This window comes from Sphingobium sp. (assembly GCF_048594625.1).
Lineage (GTDB): Bacteria > Pseudomonadota > Alphaproteobacteria > Sphingomonadales > Sphingomonadaceae > Sphingobium.
Window position 1 is genome coordinate 42,295 of record NZ_JBMDWL010000034.1, and the last position, 17,826, is coordinate 60,120.

The 17,826-nt window shown below is 58.5% G+C and carries 16 protein-coding genes; 9 read left to right on the forward strand and 7 right to left on the reverse strand.

From position 1 onward, the window contains the following. Positions 1-124: 124 nt before the first annotated feature. On the reverse strand, positions 125-1,303 hold the full coding sequence (locus ACOJSJ_RS04710) for a cell wall hydrolase (RefSeq protein ID WP_420143832.1): 1,179 nt from the start codon (positions 1,301-1,303) through the stop codon (positions 125-127). Positions 1,304-1,526: 223 nt separating this feature from the next. On the opposite strand from ACOJSJ_RS04710, the gene ACOJSJ_RS04715 reads away from it, so the two are divergent. The 5 genes from ACOJSJ_RS04715 to ACOJSJ_RS04735 all read left to right on the forward strand — a co-directional run bounded on the left by ACOJSJ_RS04715 (position 1,527) and on the right by ACOJSJ_RS04735 (position 7,012). Continuing rightward, complete coding sequence (locus ACOJSJ_RS04715; RefSeq protein WP_420143833.1) at positions 1,527-2,201, forward strand: polysaccharide biosynthesis/export family protein; 675 nt, start codon at positions 1,527-1,529, stop codon at positions 2,199-2,201. A gap of 90 nt (positions 2,202-2,291) precedes the next feature. Beyond that, on the forward strand, positions 2,292-2,756 hold the full coding sequence (locus ACOJSJ_RS04720; protein WP_420143834.1) for a hypothetical protein: 465 nt from the start codon (positions 2,292-2,294) through the stop codon (positions 2,754-2,756). Positions 2,757-2,801: 45 nt separating this feature from the next. Then, the gene (locus ACOJSJ_RS04725) at positions 2,802-4,103 is read left to right on the forward strand and encodes an outer membrane beta-barrel protein (protein ID WP_420143835.1); all 1,302 of its coding nucleotides are present in this window, start codon (positions 2,802-2,804) and stop codon (positions 4,101-4,103) included. Positions 4,104-4,161: 58 nt separating this feature from the next. After that, positions 4,162-6,321, forward strand: coding sequence for a GumC family protein (locus tag ACOJSJ_RS04730; protein ID WP_420143836.1), 2,160 nt, complete (start codon positions 4,162-4,164; stop codon positions 6,319-6,321). Position 6,322: 1 nt separating this feature from the next. Beyond that, on the forward strand, positions 6,323-7,012 hold the full coding sequence (locus tag ACOJSJ_RS04735) for a hypothetical protein (protein WP_420143837.1): 690 nt from the start codon (positions 6,323-6,325) through the stop codon (positions 7,010-7,012). Positions 7,013-7,220: 208 nt separating this feature from the next. On the opposite strand, the gene ACOJSJ_RS04740 is transcribed toward ACOJSJ_RS04735, so the two are convergent. Together ACOJSJ_RS04740 and ACOJSJ_RS04745 are read right to left on the reverse strand one after the other, a co-directional pair. After that, positions 7,221-8,573 carry an O-antigen ligase family protein gene (locus ACOJSJ_RS04740; protein WP_420143838.1) on the reverse strand — a complete coding sequence of 451 codons (1,353 nt, stop codon included), beginning with the start codon at positions 8,571-8,573 and terminating at the stop codon, positions 7,221-7,223. A 134-nt stretch (positions 8,574-8,707) separates the two neighbouring features. Further along, the gene (locus tag ACOJSJ_RS04745; RefSeq protein WP_420143839.1) at positions 8,708-9,139 is read right to left on the reverse strand and encodes an acyltransferase; all 432 of its coding nucleotides are present in this window, start codon (positions 9,137-9,139) and stop codon (positions 8,708-8,710) included. Between the two features lie 185 nt (positions 9,140-9,324). Between ACOJSJ_RS04745 and ACOJSJ_RS04750 the strand changes: the two genes are divergently transcribed. Together ACOJSJ_RS04750 and ACOJSJ_RS04755 are read left to right on the forward strand one after the other, a co-directional pair. Beyond that, on the forward strand, positions 9,325-10,437 hold the full coding sequence (locus tag ACOJSJ_RS04750; protein WP_420143840.1) for a glycosyltransferase: 1,113 nt from the start codon (positions 9,325-9,327) through the stop codon (positions 10,435-10,437). Between the two features lie 81 nt (positions 10,438-10,518). Beyond that, entirely contained in the window at positions 10,519-11,802 is a 1,284-nt protein-coding gene (locus tag ACOJSJ_RS04755) for an O-antigen ligase family protein (protein WP_420143841.1), read from the forward strand. 169 nt (positions 11,803-11,971) lie between these two features. Here ACOJSJ_RS04755 and ACOJSJ_RS04760 read toward each other — a convergent pair whose 3' ends face one another. Continuing rightward, complete coding sequence (locus ACOJSJ_RS04760) at positions 11,972-12,397, reverse strand: hypothetical protein (protein ID WP_420143842.1); 426 nt, start codon at positions 12,395-12,397, stop codon at positions 11,972-11,974. 6 nt (positions 12,398-12,403) lie between these two features. On the opposite strand from ACOJSJ_RS04760, the gene ACOJSJ_RS04765 reads away from it, so the two are divergent. Both ACOJSJ_RS04765 and ACOJSJ_RS04770 read left to right on the forward strand, forming a co-directional pair. Continuing rightward, on the forward strand, positions 12,404-13,093 hold the full coding sequence (locus ACOJSJ_RS04765) for a glycosyltransferase family 4 protein (protein ID WP_420143843.1): 690 nt from the start codon (positions 12,404-12,406) through the stop codon (positions 13,091-13,093). A 54-nt stretch (positions 13,094-13,147) separates the two neighbouring features. Continuing rightward, positions 13,148-14,254, forward strand: a complete 1,107-nt coding sequence (locus tag ACOJSJ_RS04770; RefSeq protein WP_420143844.1) for an acyltransferase family protein — start codon at positions 13,148-13,150, stop codon at positions 14,252-14,254. Positions 14,255-14,658: 404 nt separating this feature from the next. Here the strand turns inward: ACOJSJ_RS04770 and ACOJSJ_RS04775 are convergent, their stop codons facing one another. The 3 genes from ACOJSJ_RS04775 to ACOJSJ_RS04785 form a co-directional block, all read right to left on the reverse strand. Continuing rightward, the gene (locus tag ACOJSJ_RS04775) at positions 14,659-15,861 is read right to left on the reverse strand and encodes an acyltransferase family protein (RefSeq protein WP_420143845.1); all 1,203 of its coding nucleotides are present in this window, start codon (positions 15,859-15,861) and stop codon (positions 14,659-14,661) included. A gap of 101 nt (positions 15,862-15,962) precedes the next feature. After that, positions 15,963-16,817: a glycosyltransferase family 2 protein gene (locus ACOJSJ_RS04780; protein ID WP_420143846.1), complete on the reverse strand. Its 855-nt coding sequence runs from the start codon at positions 16,815-16,817 to the stop codon at positions 15,963-15,965. Between the two features lie 13 nt (positions 16,818-16,830). Continuing rightward, positions 16,831-17,712, reverse strand: a complete 882-nt coding sequence (locus ACOJSJ_RS04785; protein WP_420143847.1) for a polysaccharide pyruvyl transferase family protein — start codon at positions 17,710-17,712, stop codon at positions 16,831-16,833. Positions 17,713-17,826: the final 114 nt, after the last annotated feature.

Genomic DNA, 17,826 nt, shown 5'->3' on the forward strand with positions numbered 1-17,826 from the left:
GTTCATACCGGCTGCCTTTAGCAGATAATGGTAAGCAAGCGGTGAACCGCCCTGTCACCCCAGCCCTGCCACCCGAGCCCTGTCACCCCAGCCCTATCACTTTAGCAAAGTCACCCCGGCGATGTCAGGGCATGGTGTCCGGCAGGCACTGGCTGGCCGACGCGCGTTTGAATTCACGGCAATTCCACTGCGCGATCCCGGTGGGGGACTGGCCACTCTTGTGAAAATGGAAGGACGCCGTCCGCTGATCGGCAAGGGTTACCGGCAAGGCGCGCGGCATGGCCATGGGGTCCGTCCAGCCCCATATGTCACAGGCCGGTTTGCCCTCGCACATCTTGTAGGCCAGCACCGCATAGCTGCCGGGAAAGGCGCCGGGTTCGAGGCGCAGGATGAACTGGCCCGACGCGGCGTCGGCCTGACGAACGCTGCTGCCCTGAAGGTCGGCGCCGCTGATCCCCGGCAATTCGATCCGTTTGGGCAAGGGGATGATGTCCGTGCCGGTGTCGATCGCCTGCGTGGCGGCGGTCAGTTGATCCGCCTCCGCCAGGGCCTGCATCGCGGGGTTGAGGATCTCGCCCCCTTCATAGGCGCCGCGAAAGGCCGGGGGGCGGCCATATATGCCGGGCCACCGGAAGAAGAGATGCGTGCCGACCTGCGCGATCTTGTCCAGCGACGCGCTCCAATAGGGGACGACCCAGTCGGTATGATAATGGGTAGCAAGGCCAACGCCCCCGAAAACGGCGCCGGACATGGCCGCCCCGGCCGCAGCCTTCGCCCGCAGCCAGGCGGCGGGCGATGGTTTTCGTTTCATCGCGCCATCGCATGTGAAGGTGAACTGGCAGCCGCTCGACCGCTCCCACCCCTGAAGCACGACACCGCACAGACTTTTGGGAAATGCCGGATGACGAAGGCGGTTGATGACAACCTGCGCGACGGCCGCCTGCCCCACCGGATCGTCGCCCGCTTCATAGAGCAGCGCCGCGGCAAGGCAGGTCTGGCCGCGATTGCGATCGGTCGGATTGCCCGCAAACAGGAAGGGCTGCGCGATCTGGATGCCATCCTGCACGAAAGCGGTGCGGGCATTGACGGCTCTGGCTTCCACCGGGGGAAGATCCATCAGTTTCATGCTGGGCAGGGCGGGAACAGGGGGCAGGGCCTTGTCCGCCATTGCGGCGGTGTGGGGCGCGGCCGTCCCGGCCCGGAACGTGTCGCCATCCAGTATCAGATAGCCGATGAAAGCGGTGGCGACGAACAATATCGTCGGCGCGCTCAGCAATATCAGCAGCCGGACGGGGTTCTTCAATGACGTGCCCTGATCTGTTCGTCGCATGCGGATCGTGCGACATGGCCGGACATGGCAGATATATTATGCGCCGGATTTTTCAACATATCGATGACAGTCCTCATCCCGCGACGGTCCGATCGCAAAAGATGTCAACGGACCTGATATATATCCTTTTCGGACAATTTGCCTTTCGGCACGACGTATCGGCGCGGGCGGCATCTGCGAATTATCGTCCCGGATTGTGACGTTTACCATTTGTTTACAAATATTGCTTGCGGCAGTTGGAAGCTGCCTGCGAGCATGTTATGTTGCATCGCAAATTAACTGGGTAAAGCAGACAGCCATGCCATCGTCATTCCGCGCGATTATGTTGATTTTTGCTGCTATTTTCCTGCATGCCGGGCCCGCCGGCGCCGTCGAATCGGTCGCTGCGTCGCAACCCAGTCCGTCCGCAGTTGCAGCATATCGATTGGGCGTCGCGGACAAGGTGCGGGTGATCGTATTCAACGAACAGTCGCTGACGGGCGAATTCACGGTCAATTCGAATGGCGACCTATCCATGCCGCTGATCGGCGACGTTCCGGTGGCGGGCAAGACGACCGGTGAAGTCATCGCCGATATAGAAAAGCTGTACGCCGACGGTTATTTGCGCGATCCCAGAATCAGCATAGATATATTGAGCTATCGCCCCTTCTTCATCTTGGGTGAAGTGTCCAAGCCGGGCGAATATCCTTTTTCCAATGGGCTTACCGTGATGAATGCGGTTGCCACGGCGCAGGGTTTTACCTATCGCGCCAATAAAGGGAAGGTTTTCATCAAACATGCCGGGCAGGACAAGGAAGAGCGTGTCGATCTGGCCGCCGACCTCGCCGTGCTGCCGGGCGATACGATCAGGATCGGTGAACGGTATTTCTGATCGGAATATTGCGGAATTTCATCCCGTTTGAAGAATGTTCCTGATCGTACGGGGCTGACATCAGGCAGCCGCTCATAAAGGGGGGTAGTGATGGTTTCGAAAGTTTCGAACAAGGCGATTGTCCTGGGCCTGGCCCTGACCGCTGCCGTGGCGCCGGTGGGCGTAAGCGCGGTGGCGGCGATAGACGAACAGGATGTGAATGGCGCGGCCGCCGATCCGCAGGTCGATCCTGTCGCGGCGCTGGTCGCATCGGTTCAGGCGGCACTTGCGGCCCTGCCGGCCAATGCAACCCAGGCCGAAATCGAGGCGGCGATTGCCTATGTCCTCGACCAGTCGGGCCTGTCCATCGAGGATCAGTTGCTGGCGCTGGCCCAACTGGGTCAGGGCAGCGGTACGGGCACGCCCATGTCGCTGGCGATCGCGAACCTTCAACAGAATCGGAAACGGCTGAACTCCGGCACCGGTGCGGTCGCGGGTGACGGCAGCCTGTTCGGCGCAGGCGGGACGAGCGGCATTCAGATTTCGGTGGACGGGTTCGATTCCAATTATGGCTGATCGCTTCGCATAATCATTCAGGCCAAGCCGGGGGGTGGAATTTACATGAAGATAGGCGAAGTCGCGGCCGGCGCTGTCATGGTCGTCCTCAATCTTGGGAGCGTTGCGCCGGTTCAGGCGCAGGTTCAGAAACTGTTGCAGGATTCGGCGATCCCACCCATTTTCAGCCGCGGACAGAATGTCAGCGTGGTCGAACGGGACCGGCCCGAACTGCGCCCGATCGGCATGCCCCTGGGCGGTTTCCGGCTTTTCCCGAAGGTGACGGTCGGCGGCGGTTCCACGGACAATGTGTTCCAGACGACCAGCGACAAGAAAAGCGACGGCTATTTCAATGTCGATCCCGACCTGACGCTGCGATCACAATGGGCGCGTCACAGCCTTTCGCTCAATGGTCGCGCCAGCCTCGAACGCTATATCGACACGACGACGCGCAACCAGAATGCGTGGAGCGTCAATGCCGTCGGGCGGGTCGATGTGGGCACGCAGTCGTCCATCGACATGTCCGCCAGCACCGGACGATCGTTCCAGCCGATGTTTTCGGGGCAAGCCGTTGCCGGTTACCGGACGCCGCTGGGCTATCAGGAAAGCATATTCCTGCTGCGGGGCAATTATGTCGGTGGCAGGACGCGCCTGATCGGTGCGGTCGACTATAGCGATTATGATTTCAAGAATATCGAAACGCTGGCCGGAGTGGTCGTCAGTCAGCGTGGTCGCAATCGTCAGGTCTGGCGGACGAGCGGTCGGGGCGAATATGCCATTTCCCCCGATGCGTCGATATTCGTTCAGACCGGCTATACCGACACGAAATATCCGTTCACGCTGAATAATGGCAGACCCAATCGCGGGTCCAAGGATTATACGCTTTTAGGCGGCATTTCCTTCGACGTGTCGGCGCTGATCCGCGGCAGCCTGGGCGTTGGCTATACGAAGCGTGATTATGATGCCGCAATCTACAAGGATTCAAGCGGGCTGTCCTTCGAAGGAAAGGTGGAATATTTTCCCAGTCAGCTGACCACCATCACGCTGACCGGACGCCGGTTGATCGAAGACTCCGCGCTGGGTGTGGCGAGCGGCTATTACAACACCGGCGGATCGGTTCGCATCGACCATGAACTGCTGCGCAATCTCTTGCTGCGGGCGACGGCGGATTATGAGGTCGACGACTATATCGGCGTGTCGAGCAAGGCCACCGTGTTGCGGACATCGGCCGGCGCGCGCTATCTGATGAATCGTCGGGTCTCGCTGAATTTCGAGCTGTCCTATGGCGATCGTGACCGGGATGGACCTTTGACGACCCCGGACTTTTCCGAAGTGCGCAGTGTCGCGGGCGTTACGTTTCAGCTGTAATATAATAAGAGATCAACTGGTTAGCCGTCGGGCGCCCATGAACATATCCGGAGCTTGAATGTCCGAACTAAAGGCCGCGACGATGCCTGCCCTGGCGCAGATCAAACAGGATGAGGAGGGCAGCGCCAGGGCCGCGATCGCCATGCTGATGAACGTCATTCAGCGGCGGCTTTTCATCATATTGCTGATCACGGGATCCTTCTTCGCCATGATGACGGTTGCCGTCTATATGGCGACGCCCAAATATGTGGCCACGACCCGGATCAAGATCGACCCCAATCAGAACGCGATGATCGGCGTGGACATGCCGCGATCGACCATGTCGGATCAAGGGCAGATCGATACCGAAGTCACGGTCATCCAGTCCCGCGAAGTGGCATTGCTGGTGGCGCGGACATTGAAGCTGGTCAACGATCCCGAATTCGGCGTGCCCGCAGCCAACGGGCTGTCCATGGAAGAGCGTATCGAGGGGACGGCACTGAAATTGCTGGGCGGCATCAGTGTTGCGCGCGAAAAATCGACCTATGTGGTCGACATCAATTTCAAATCGGCCAATGCGAACAAGGCAGCGGAAATCGCCAATAGTCTGGCGACCGCCTATATGTCCTTCAGTGTCGGCGCGCGCAGCGGAACGGCATCCAAACAGGCGGAATTTCTGGAAGGGCGTCTGGCGACGGTCGGCAAGGAACTGGCCGCGATGGAGGCTCAGGCGGCCCAGTATAAGGCCGAGGCAGGGATTATCGGTGGCGGCACCGGCGGCAGCTATTCCAGCACCGTGATCGATCAGCAGGTTGGATCGCTGTCGGGCCAGCTGGCCACGGCCCTGTCGTCCGCATCCGCGGCGCAGGCCAAGCTGGACGTCGCGCGCCAGCAGATGGAACGGGGCGGGCTGGACGCGGTATCGGCTGTTCTGGATTCCAGGGTGGTCACCGACCTGCGGCGGCAGCGCGCGGAAGTGGTGCGTGAAATGGGTGAAATTCAGGCCCGTTACGGACCGCGGCACCCCGAAACGATCAAGGTCACCCAGCAGCTGAAACAGGTCGACGATCAGATCGATCAGGAAGCGCGGCGCGTAATGGGCGGTCTGGCCAGCGAAGCAGCGGCCGAAGCGGCAAAGGCGTCCACGCTGCAGGCGCAGATGGGGCAGCTGAAAGGGCAGCAGTCCACCAACACCCGCGCGGGCGTGGTAGCGCAGAATATCCAGCAGCAGGCCGATGCCAAGCGTGAAGAATATAACCGCCTGTCGCGCGATGTGCAGCAGTCGCGGCAATTGTCCCGCAATACCCAGACGCAGGCCCAGATCGTGGAACTGGCGCTCCCCCCGGCATTTCCGAGTTCGCCCAACAAGCGGCTCTACATGGCGTTCGGCCTGCTGCTGGGCCTGACGGCATCCGCCACGCTGGTGACGATACTGGAAATCATGGCGCGAGGATTCCGGTCGCGCGACGAAATCGAAAACAAGTTGAAGATACCCTTCATCGTGTCGATCCCGCGCGTGGACAAGGCGTCGCTGGAGCTGGACGGGCAGCAGATCAGTCCCGCAGACCTGCTGATCGAGAAGCCTGTCACGCCCTTTGGCGAATCCTTCCGCGTGGCGCGCAACACGATGAAGATCGCCGCGCGGAACAAGAAGCCCCACGTCATCGCGCTGGTGTCCGCCTTGCCCAATGAAGGCAAGACCGCATCGGTGCTGTCGATGGCGCGCATGATGGCGATGAGCGGAGACCATGTGCTGCTGCTCGATTGCGATATTCGCAAGGCGGGCCTGAGCCAGGTGCTGAAAGTCAGCACCGATACCGGCATGGTGGAGTTGCTGTCCGGGACCGCGACGTTCGAAGACGTCATTCGGGCCGATGCCGTTCCGGGACTGGATATTGTACCGGTGTCCCAGCCGACCTTTTCGGCCGAAGACCTGATCGGTAACAATATGGCCGATCTGCTGGCCCAGGTGAACGGCAAATATGATGTCGTGCTGATCGATACGCCACCCATATTGGGTGTTGCCGATGCGCGATTGCTGGCGTCGCTGGCGGATTCGGTATTGATGCTGATCCGTTGGAGCAGCACGCCGACCGCTTCGGTCAAGGCGGCGCTGGCGGCGCTGGAGCAGGACCGCACACCGGTGTCCGGCGCGATATTCACGATGGTGGACCCCAAGTCGGAAGCCATTGGCGCGATGTATTACTCCCGCGCCTATAGTAAATATTACCAGAATTAGGATGTCTGCGCTGCGTTCATCATCGCTGGTCCCGATCGGACGATCGGCGCGGGGCGGTTGGTGGCTGACGGGCATGTCGATGCTGGTCGCGGCAGGATTGACGGCCTGTGCCGTCATGTCCCTGTCGACCGAATGGCGGATCAAGCGCCTGTCGAGCCTGCAAATGCTGGCGGGCCGGACGCATGCCGGGGATGCCCTGTTGCCATATAGCATGGCGCCCGACGATATGACCGCGCGTGAGCAGCTGTTGTCGGCGGCTTTCCTTGCCCGAACGGCGGCAGGCGAGACGGGCAGGGAGCGTGAAGCGACGCTGGTGCGGGCGCGCAGGCTGGTCGAACGGGCGCAGTCCGCCCGTCCGCTTTGGGCGCAGTCCGACATCGTGCAGGCCTATATCGTCGGCCTGACCCAAGACGGGGTCAATCCACAAAGCAGCGCGTGGCTGGAGCGCAGCTATGACCATGCGCCGTTTCTGGACCAGTCGTCGGACTGGCGTATCCGCTATGTCGTTGCCGCCTGGCCCGCAGCGAGCGCGATCCTGCGGCAACGGGCCATCGACGAGGCGATCTGGCAATCGACGAAGTCGGCGGCCATGTATGTGCATATCAAGCTGCTGCTGGAAGGGACTGCCGCGTGGCGCCCCTATCTCGGCCGGCGGGGCTATCTGGTTCGCAGCGGCCAGCTGTCTACATAGGGCACGATCCGAGTGGATTGAACCGGATCATGCTAAAGCATCGTGCGCGAAAATGGGAACCGGTTTTGTGCAAATAACGATGCTATAACAGATGACTGGAGCACGCATCCTGCGCAAGATTTAGCGCAGAGTGCTTTAAGGTTATCAGCGTCTCATCCGCCGTCCGCATCGTGCAAGCCGTCATCTGGTCCAGATGACTTTAGAATGCTCAATCAGGTCGGAAGATGGAGCCGTCCGTTTTTGGGCTGCGCATTGCGCTCACCCCGCGCCGTATCGCCCGGCCCCACAGGAGGCCGAGCAGCAGCGCGCAAAGCGTGACGATCGCAGGAACCGTCAGCGCAATGTCGACCATGGAACAGGTCAGGACGATCAGCAGCCCCAGCCAGATGGCCCTGGCGTGGGGATCGAATTCCCGTCGTCCGGTTCGCACTATCATGGCAATGATCAGCGCAATCGCGATGATGTGCAGAAGCAGGAACGGCCAGCCCGCTGCCAGCAACAGTTGCAATGCATGATTATGCGCCGCGTGGATATAGCTGAACTGATAGGCCTGCCTGACGGTGGACAGATGCGCCAGATTGGCATCGGTAAATGATCCCAGACCATATCCGAATGCTGGTGCGGCCTGAACCAGATCCCAATAATGCTGCCAGATCGGCACGCGGTCGATAGCCTGGCCATCGCTTTGGGCGAAGCGTTCCATCACCATCAGACCCATGGTCCCGCCGATCCACGCGCCCGCGGCCGTCACGATCGCCAGAACGGCCAGCCATTGCCCGCGAATCCGCAATGTCCTGGCCGAAAGACGCGCCATGATCAGCAGGATGAAAATCGCGCCCAGCGTAAGGACAAGGGCCGATCGCGATGCCGTGATGACACAGGCGAGCAGACAGGAAATCGCCGCCAGTATCGACAGGGCCATGCCGATCGAGCGGGCGTTGCCGGATCGGGAGCGTGGCCCCCCGAACAGCACCAGCGCCTGTCCCACGGCCAGTATCGCCAGCAGGCCGAAAACGGCGGCCGCCGCATTGCCGTTCAGCAATGTGCCGGTGAAACGGTCATGATGAATGGTCTTGTCCATACCCCATAGCCGGTCCGGGTCGTCGGCCCGCGCCATCAGCCCGATCGCCAGATTGAGCGCACCGAACAGGATGAACCAGGGCACCGTCCGGCCGATGGCGCCGCGCCTGTACCCGACCATCGCACCGGCCAGCAATGCGGCCGTCCCGGCGAGGTAGCGCAGCATATTGGACAAACCGAGATCGGGCAGCATATGTACCGGTTCGCCGGGCAAACGACCCGGACCCGCCAGTTCGGGCAGCAGCGCCCAGGCCAGTGCCGCAAGGAGAAGGACGATGACCCACGCCGCCTTGCGCCAGAATGCCCCGTCCGGTCGGATCAGCGGCAACAGGATCAGGCAAAGGCCGAAATTGAGCGGCGCCATGATCGCCTGAAGCAACTGGCTGTTGCCGCCCAGCGCCGTCATCTGAACGAACGGCACCAGAGCCGTCAGTGCAGAGGCCGCAATATAGCCCCAATATGGTCGATCCGATGCTGCCATGGACTGTCCTTCCCCCCATTTTCAGATAGTCCGTCATGTTCGCATGGACGCCGATCCGCCATGTGGATCGCCCTGCGGTTTGGCACATGCTGCGCGCAGGACCGGCGCCCGATATGGTCCGGTGCCGGTCGGACCTATGGCTCCGGTTCGAGGCGGCCATAGGGGCCGACCTTTATCCCCGATCGGATGATCTGCGCGGGGTTCCCCGCGACGATGCTGCCCGGCGGCACATTCTTGGTCACCACGGCGCCAGCCGCCACGATCGATCCGTCGCCGATTTCCACGCCGGGCAGGATCAGGCTGCGCGCGCCGATGAAGCAGCGTCTGCCAATTCTGGTATGCCGGTACATGCGGCGAGTCGTGTCGTGCGCCAGAATGGCGGCGCCCAGCGCGACATAGCTTTCTTCGCCGACATGGATGCCTTTTGGATGGGTACGGTCGAAATGCGCGCTCAAGGAAAAATTCACGCTGGGGTGAATATCCATTCCCCACAATCTGGTAAAATAGAGCGATTTTGCCTTGACGATCAACGCACGCAAGCCACTCAGACGGTTTAGACTGCGCATTCATCCCCCTGCAACCTAGCGCATCCAAATATCGGACTTCTCATTTTGTGACGTGTACAAGGTTAGCGGGCTACTCGAAAGCTTGATTGTTGCGATGCAGCAAGATAATTCAATCGGGCTTCAGGGGGTCGGGTTCGAATGAAAATTGCCGTCCGGAAATCAGTAGCGGAAATGATGGCTTTTCGATGAGCGAAAGGCCGACTGTCGCCGTTTATCTGCCAGATCTGAGTGGTGGTGGCGCCGAACGGTTGCACGTTCTGCTCAACGTCGCTTTGGAAGAGCGCGGATTCGACATGAAATTTCTGCTCGATCGCCGCGCCGGTGCTTTGATCAATCAGGTGCCGGAGGACAAGATCGTCGCGCTCGACGCCAGTCGTCAGCTAAAGGCATTTTCGAAACTTGTCCGATACCTCCGCACGGCGCGGCCCGACTATCTGATCAGCAATATGGAGCATATGAACATCAGCGCGGTCGTGGCGGCCCGGATTGCCGGGGGATCGACGCGCGTGATCGCCACGCAACATAATGCCTTTTCGCGCCAGATCGACCGGCCTTCCATCAAATACAGGCTTTTGCCATGGATGTATAAGGGCGTTCTGCCCTTTGCCCATAAGATCGTGGCGGTATCCGGTGGCGTCGGGCGCGAACTGGTCGACATGTTGAAATGGCGGGCGGACCGTGTCGACGTGATTTACAACGGCGTGGTCGCTGGCGGGCAGCAATCGATCGATCAAGATCCGCCGCACCCATGGCTGGGCGAGGAACGGCCCGTCATCATCGCCATGGGGCGCATGGTGGCGCAAAAGGACTTCACGACGCTGCTGCGCGCCTTCGCCAGAATGGGCGGTGGAGATGTGGCGCGCCTGATCATCCTGGGGGATGGTCCAGAAAGAAACGCGCTGGAGGCCGAAGCGCGGAAATTGGGGATAGCGCATGCGGTGGACATGCCCGGCTTTGTCGAACATCCGGCCGGCTGGCTTTCGCGGTCCGCGCTGTTCGTCCTGTCTTCGCAATTCGAAGGGTTCGGCAATGTGCTGGTGGAGGCGCTGTCATGCGGAACCCCGATAGTATCGACCAACTGTCCGTTCGGGCCATCGGAAATACTCGATGACGGCCGGTTCGGGACGTTGGTCGATGTGGGAGATATAGAGGCGATGGCGATGGCGATGGGCCGGATGCTGGCGCAAGACCATGATCGTGCGCAACTCAGATCGCGTAGCGAAGCCTTCAGCATCGCGCGATGCGCCGATGCCTATGCGGCGATCATGCGACCGGTCGGGGATGCGCAGCATGGCTGAAGGCTCCCATGCCCTGTCCGTGGCGCGTCGCCCCGCCGCCGCGCTATCATTTGCGCGCCGAACAATGGAAGGGGTCATATCATGACCCTGTCGCAGCCCGCCCCGGCGGCGGAAAATCATGGACGATCCCCGCATCGGGCGCAGACATCGCCTATTCAGGCGCTGGACCTGTGGACGATTTTCCTGCTGGCGACGCAGGTCTATGGCACCTTCACGCCGCCGGAAACCTATTTCGGGACATTGGGTGGCATCAAAAACTACCCCATCACGCCATTCATGCTGGTGATTACATCGCTGACCGTGGCGATGATGTATGTGCGCCATGCAAAACAACAGGCGGTCCTGCATTGCTGGCCCGGCTATCTGTATATCGTCGCCGCCTTTGTCAGCGCCCTATGGTCGCTGGACCCGCAATTTTCATTTCAGCGCGTGCTTCGACTGCTGCCCGCGGTGGCGCTGGGCGTCGTTTATGCCCAATATTATCGCATTCCCCATATTTTGCGCCTCATGGTCATCGCTTTCCTGATGTCGGCCATTGCGTCCATTCTGATCAGCGTCGCGGTGCCCAGCCTTGGCATCGGGCATATCGGCAATGGCTATGAAAGCGCGTGGCGGGGGGGCTTCGTCCATAAGAATGCGGCTGGATTTCTCTATGCCGTCGGGGTGTTCATCACGGCTTTCGCCTATTTCCGGCGCGCCGTGTCCTTTGACCTGGCGGCGCCGACACTGGGCGCCTGTCTGCTGATGGTGGTGATGTCCGAATCCGCGACGCCTGCCGTCAGCATGACCCTGGCGCTGGGGCTGGCCTTTGGCATATCGTCGCTGCGACATGTACCGGCTGCCGCGCGCGTGATGATCGGCGTGCTGCTGTTGCTGGTCGCGGCGCTGATCGCGTTCATCCTCTATTTCATGCCGGACATCGCAGCGTCACTGATCGGCCGCGATCTGTCATTGACCGGACGAACGGACATCTGGGCTGCGGCGATGCTCAAGATCATGGAACATCCGGTTCGCGGCATGGGCTATGCCTATTGGAATATCGAGAATCCGGAACATTTGCCCTTGTGGCTGATGGCTGGCCATCACTTTGCCTATGCCCACAACAGCTGGGTCGATCTGTGGCTTCAGACGGGTCTGGCGGGCCTTATTCTCGTCGCGGGGATCACTCTTTCCACATTCTGGCGCAGCTTTGCGATGTCGCTTCGCCAGAAGCATATCGATGCGCTGATGATATTGGCGCTTATTCTGTTCCTGATGATCCGTTCTGTCACCGAATCCCAATTTACCGAGCCTGGTCCCAATGGCGTTTTCTGGCTGATCTGGGCGTCGGTTCTGATCCGAAAGGTCAAGGCCGATCATGCGTGACGCCGGCATAAGCGGACAGGACGCGGCGCCACCGGTACGGAGCGGGACGGTGCGCGATATATTATGCTTCATGCAGATCCCGCCCGACGCGCAGGGGCATGGCGGGTCGCAGCGTGCCTGGTTCCTGGCGGAGGCCATTGCCCGAACCGGAAACATGCATTTCGTCCTGCTATATCCGGGGGCCGACGAAAAGATCGGGAAGATGGATTTCGCGCCGCTGCGCGCGATGGCAAAGAGCGTGACGCTGATCCCCATTCCCGAATGGAGCGCTGCTTCGCAGATCGTCCGGGCCTTGCCGAAACGGGTCGGGCGCTATGTCGATCTGTTGCGCATGCGGTCCATCTTCACGCCGCGTTTCGGCCGCAAGACTTTGTCGCGGATTGCGGACCAACTGCCGGTTCGCCATGTCGATACGGTTTTTGCGGGGCGGATGCCGACGGCAGTCATCGCCGATGACATGCTGGCCACTGGTGAGATCGCATGTCGACGCCGTCTGGTCGATTTTGACGATATACAGTCGGAATTCCAACGTCGCTCCTTTCGCGCGGAGGAACGACGGGGGCAAATCGACAAATGGCTCATCAACCGCCTGCAACTGCGCATGATCCTGCGCAAGGAGCGTGAAATTGCCGAACGCTGGGACGGGATCGCGATTTGCAGCGACGATGACAAGGCACTGTTGACGGCGAAATTCCCCGATGCCGCGATCTGGAAAGTGCCCAATGTCGTGGACAAGCCCTTGCTGCCCCAACGCAGCGGGGCGGGGTATAATATCCTTTTCGTCGGCAATTTGTCCTTCGGACCGAATTCGCACGGCCTGGCGACTTTTCTGGCACAGGCATGGCCAACGGTGCGCGATGCCTTGCCGGGAGCAAGGCTGAAAGTTGTCGGCATGAATCCGTCAGCGGACCTGCATGCGAAGCTGCGCGCCGCCGATGCGGAGCTTCACGCCAATGTTCCGTCCGTCACGCCCTATTACGCCGATTGCGACATCGTGATCGCACCAATATTTTTCGGGAGCGGCACGCGGATCAAGATATTGGAAGCGATGGCATTTGGACGGCCCGTTCTTTCAACCAGCCTTGGCGCGGAAGGATTGGGCGTTCAGGATGGCGTTCATGCCGCGATCGCCGACAGCATGCCGGATTTTGCCACAGCATTAATTGATCTGGCCGACAATCCCGAAAAGAGAACGGCATTGGCAGAAGCAGGACGCTGTCTTCAGCAGGAATATTTTGGTCCTATGTCGATGATACGTGCGGTTAATAACATGACCGATACATGCTCGTGACGTTACCGGTGCGACAAATAATTATCATCTGATATGTGCGGGGGCGTGCTTTCAATGCGGCAACATCTGAAAGAAGTTAAAAGTCTGACCGGTGTCAGGGGGGTGGCTGCCATTATAATTGCCATTTACCATTTTGGCAGCGGTATCGATGGGTCGTCATTGTTTGCAGGATTTCATCTGACTGGGGCATATTTATCAGTCGACGCATTTTTCATATTAAGTGGATTTGTTCTATCCTATAACTATAATAATAGATTTTCTAATTCTCTCGATAAGGGTGATTATATAGACTTCATAATAAGACGAATTGCGAGAATTTATCCGGCATATATAGGATTTTCGGCGATTTACCTGTCGAAAATGATTGTGAATATATCCGGAGACAATCCTTTGAGATTGTTCGATTTTTCGGATTACGTTGCGAATGCTTTCATGGCCACCGGATGGGGTCTGGGGATACATCCGATTGTCGGCCCGTCCTGGTCGATAAGTGCTGAAATGGCTTGCTATTTCATATTCCCGATACTTTTATTCACGGCCCAGCGGCATGTCCGGTTCATGGCATTTGTCGCCATCGGGGTCATGATATTGGCCGGTAATTCTGGAGCCGGGGTGAACGGCGCGCTGGATATTATCGATTCACGTAGCGTGTGGCCCTTGATACGGGCTTTTGGCGGTTTTCTGACTGGCTTTATCCTTTTCCAGATAGACCGTGCCTGTCGTGATCGGTTGACCGCCATTCTGGACGGATTGCTGTTGTCGGCCTTGGCTATTGGGGCTTTGCTCTGGATATTGGATGCCAGCGATCTTTTGAAGTTCGTGGCAATCGCCATGCTGATCATGGGACTGACACAGGATACGCCGGTTGCGCGTGCTATGTTTGGCACAAAGCTGGTGCATTATCTCGGTAAGATTTCTTACTCCCTTTATCTTTGTCATGCCCTTTGTATTCCGGTTGCATCGAGAATAGGGAAGATATTGATACCGAAGATCGGTATGGAACTGGCATATTGTTCCACATTTATGATCTACATGCTCATGATCATGTCTCTGGCATCGATCGCCTATCCAGTGCTGGAAGTTGGCGGTAAGAAACTGGCCTTGCATCTTTATGGGGCTTTAACGCGTAAGGCACGCCGCTTGCCAGAAGCGAAGGCGTGACCCAGAGTATTTCAAAACAGATGGCACTATCTGTTTCAAAAATGCTCTAATTGGCGACATGCAGCGCCGACATCCGGATCATGCCGACGGACGGTCCGATCCGATTCCTCGCTTGGTGGAATTCGCGCCGCCAGCGTCCTGAAAAGGATGGGCATGCGGATCGCGGACGGCATGCAGCCCGTGAGATCCGGCGCCCCGTCCCACCATGGGCGATGCCGACCGCAATCCCACAGTGCGAGAGCGGCCATCAAGCGAGAGTAAGCGCGACACCATTTCCAGCGTAGCTTCGGTCAGGAATGCTGTCGCGCAAGCCTGCTCCATCGATTCGGCGCCCGTTGTCATCGCCTTACATCGGTGCTTCGTCCGAAACCCCGCAGCATATCCATGTCGAACTTTCGACCAGCCTATGCCGGGCCATGCTCCATCTGCCCTTTGCTTTCCACGTCACCAGGCCCTGTCGATACCATCTTTCGATCGGACGACGCCTTGCGGGGCATGACGAGATTGAACGGCCATTCAAGGATTGCTTCCAGCCTGGGCCGTACCAGACGCGAAACGGGAATCTCCACATATCGTTCGAAAAGCATCCCCAAAATAACTGCCGCAATGGAGAGCAGCACTATCACCACCTCCACCGGCGGCATGATCGCGCGAGGCAAGCGAGAAGCCAAATTCGTCATCACGCTCAGCGCAACCGGATGTATCAGATATATGCTGAATGACGCGGCGCCGAATGCAAGCAAAACTGGATGGAAGCGAATCGGTTTTCTGCGCTCTTGCTCGATCAGGCCGAGAAGAAGCACGCATACCGATAAACCCAGGATACAATTCTCATAAAATTCAGAAAGGTGAAAAACCGATCCAAAAATCATATATCCACAATATGAAATGGCGCCACAAGCTATCCATAGCATGGGTAGATTCGGTTTAAATTTCTTTGCAATACGACTTGTTGCTAAGCCCATAATGAAACATAGATTCACGCTATTGAAAAAATAATTATACGGGAATTTCATATAATCATTCATTATATTCATGGAAATTATTGATATTGCCCATAATGGCAGTATGAATAGTGACCTTTTTCCGAAGAATATTATTATTGAAAATACGATACAAAATAGAAGCTCATGAACCAATGTCCAGGCGACGCCATATATAGGCTGATTTTCATGCGGTATCAGAAATATTGATAATATTATATCGTATATATTTTTTTGATATGGATGTCCGGCGGAAGCTATTGTCGTGTATATTATTATATGCGGTATCAAAATTATCCAATATATCGGATATATCCGTGCCATCCTTTTGGAAAAGAATTTACGGCCCTGGTAACCTTTTCCAATACTGTCCCAGTTCACCCAGCCTATAAAAAAGCCACTGACTACAAAGAAATAATTGATCCCGTTGATGCGCTCATAAATGCCGCCGAAAGCTTGCGCATCGAAGAACCGAGGCTGTGCAGCAAGGCGCCCCGCATGATGGAAAAGCACGAAAAGCGCGGCCAGACCTCTGGCGAAGACGACGCTTTGCATCCGTACGGCGGCAGGCGAGCGCGGTACGCTGTCGTCCACAGGGAGCGTCGATGTTCCACCTTGCGCCATAAATCCCCTTACGCCGTCTTCATCTGCCTGAAATTACGTCTGCTCATTAACAAATATAGTCTTCATGCGTGGCGATCCGGCCAGAAGAATCCGACCTGTTTTTAACGCCGAACCGGCCACCAAATGAAGAAATAGCGTAGATAACCACGAGCGAAGGTAAAAAATCGCTCTTTCTCATTTGCTCGCCACAATTTCTTCATTTCATGACCGAATTCGTGAAGGGTTCTGACCCATGATTTCACGAAGCTGTTCTTGGCATAGACCAGCCCTCCGCCGAAATCATAATAAAGCATGCGTGCATGCGATTCCGATTCGACCCGGCGATGGTCGTGTGCAACCCTGGGCTGCGGGAAATAACCCCCGGCCCAGCCTTTGCGCGACGCGCGCAGGCACATGTCCCATTCTTCCCCGGCAAAGGGCGTGCCTGCACCCAGCCTGATGTCGAACCGTCCTGCGTCCGCCAGACATTGACGGCGAAAGGCCATGTTGGACCCCTGTATGAAGCCGCGCGGCACGAAACCATAGGGTTCGATCCGCCTTTCATGCGGATGTTCCACGCACCCCAGGTCGGAATATCGCAGGTCGTATCGCGTGACCATGCCCGACGCGAAGCCCAGGTCGGGACGATCGGTGAATATCCGCGTCCATTCGCGCAGGAAATCCGGGGCCACATAGCAATCGTCATCGATGAAGATGTGGATGTCCCCGCTGGCCCGCTCCACCGCGACATTGCGCCCCGCCGAATTGCCGGGAACCAAGGTCTGCAACACCTGACAACGAAAGCGGGTGCGTTCGGCGAAACGCAACAGCCGCTGATAGGATGTCCCGTCGGTCGACCCATTGTCGACCAGAAACAGTTCAAGGTCCGCATCGGCCTCCATCGCCTCGATATGATCAAGGCAGATGCCCAGCCTTTCGCCGCCATTTTTGGTGCATAGGGTGAAACTGATTTTCATCGCCTGACGCCTGCTATCGTCCGAAGTCCTGGCGGATTCTGCGTGCATCCGCCTCCAGCCGCTCGACCGCGCGGGTGATCGCTTCGTCACTGCTCAACGTCGGAGCGATAGCCGCCGCCTTGCGCAGCGTCGCAGCGGCGCGGACCACATGTGCGACATCGACCACTCTGCCGACGATCCGGTCGATGCCGGACGGCTGATGCCACCGCCCCCGATAATCCGCATCGCGCGCAACGGCAGCCTCCAGCGCGGACGACGGCGCCAGACGATTGTCCTGCAACGTCATGTCCAGCGCTTCGGCCCAGTCGTGCCATTTGAAACGATGCGCCGCATGGAAGGGCGTGATCGGCACCCATGGAACGCGCAGCGCATCGGACACGATGGCCCCGTGCATGGCTTCGGTGATGACCACGTCGCTGGCTTCCATTTCGGCGATGACCTGTTCGACCGGGGCCGACGGGTCGAGGAAATGAATGCCCGCCAGCCGACAGGCCAGTTCCCAATGGCCACGCCCGACGCTTTCCCAATGCGGCATGAAGGATCGCCTGATCGTCTTGACCGGCGCGGGATTGCGATAGCGATGGATGAGCACGGCGGCGTCCGCCGCAACCATGTCGGGCGACAGGCCGCATGCCTTCGCCGTCCGGGGGCCGCGCACCGAATAGAATGTCCAGCGATCGTCGAATGCAGGCACAGCCGTATAGCCGCCATAGCCCGAACCGAACACGATTTTCCGGCTTTCCCTGGGATGGCTGTCGAAAATGATCGACCCTATGCCCAGGAACAGGTCCGACGGATCTTCATCGAAGAAGTCGGGGAAAACCTTCGGCAGCAGCCAGCAGTTGAGTTCGTCGCCGAAATTGGGACGATGTCCGCGGAAGAAATACAGCTTCACCGCTGGTGCTCCGACTGTATCATGACCACGACCGGGTTCGCGCGCGCCGCAAGCGCCGCACATCGGCAGTCAGGCAAAGGCCCGCCATATCGTTCCAATTGTCCCCCCAAATGC

Bases quoted from the DNA above. Each gene is read 5' to 3' on its own strand.
- ACOJSJ_RS04740 (WP_420143838.1), bottom strand. From the start codon at position 8,573: ATGGCAGCATCGGATCGACCATATTGGGGCTATATTGCGGCCTCTGCA.
- ACOJSJ_RS04735 (WP_420143837.1), top strand. From the start codon at position 6,323: ATGTCTGCGCTGCGTTCATCATCGCTGGTCCCGATCGGACGATCGGCG.
- ACOJSJ_RS04770 (WP_420143844.1), top strand. From the start codon at position 13,148: ATGCGGCAACATCTGAAAGAAGTTAAAAGTCTGACCGGTGTCAGGGGG.
- ACOJSJ_RS04750 (WP_420143840.1), top strand. From the start codon at position 9,325: ATGAGCGAAAGGCCGACTGTCGCCGTTTATCTGCCAGATCTGAGTGGT.
- ACOJSJ_RS04780 (WP_420143846.1), bottom strand. From the start codon at position 16,817: ATGAAAATCAGTTTCACCCTATGCACCAAAAATGGCGGCGAAAGGCTG.
- ACOJSJ_RS04745 (WP_420143839.1), bottom strand. From the start codon at position 9,139: ATGCGCAGTCTAAACCGTCTGAGTGGCTTGCGTGCGTTGATCGTCAAG.
- ACOJSJ_RS04730 (WP_420143836.1), top strand. From the start codon at position 4,162: ATGTCCGAACTAAAGGCCGCGACGATGCCTGCCCTGGCGCAGATCAAA.
- ACOJSJ_RS04755 (WP_420143841.1), top strand. From the start codon at position 10,519: ATGACCCTGTCGCAGCCCGCCCCGGCGGCGGAAAATCATGGACGATCC.
- ACOJSJ_RS04765 (WP_420143843.1), top strand. From the start codon at position 12,404: ATGATCCTGCGCAAGGAGCGTGAAATTGCCGAACGCTGGGACGGGATC.
- ACOJSJ_RS04720 (WP_420143834.1), top strand. From the start codon at position 2,292: ATGGTTTCGAAAGTTTCGAACAAGGCGATTGTCCTGGGCCTGGCCCTG.
- ACOJSJ_RS04775 (WP_420143845.1), bottom strand. From the start codon at position 15,861: ATGGCGCAAGGTGGAACATCGACGCTCCCTGTGGACGACAGCGTACCG.
- ACOJSJ_RS04725 (WP_420143835.1), top strand. From the start codon at position 2,802: ATGAAGATAGGCGAAGTCGCGGCCGGCGCTGTCATGGTCGTCCTCAAT.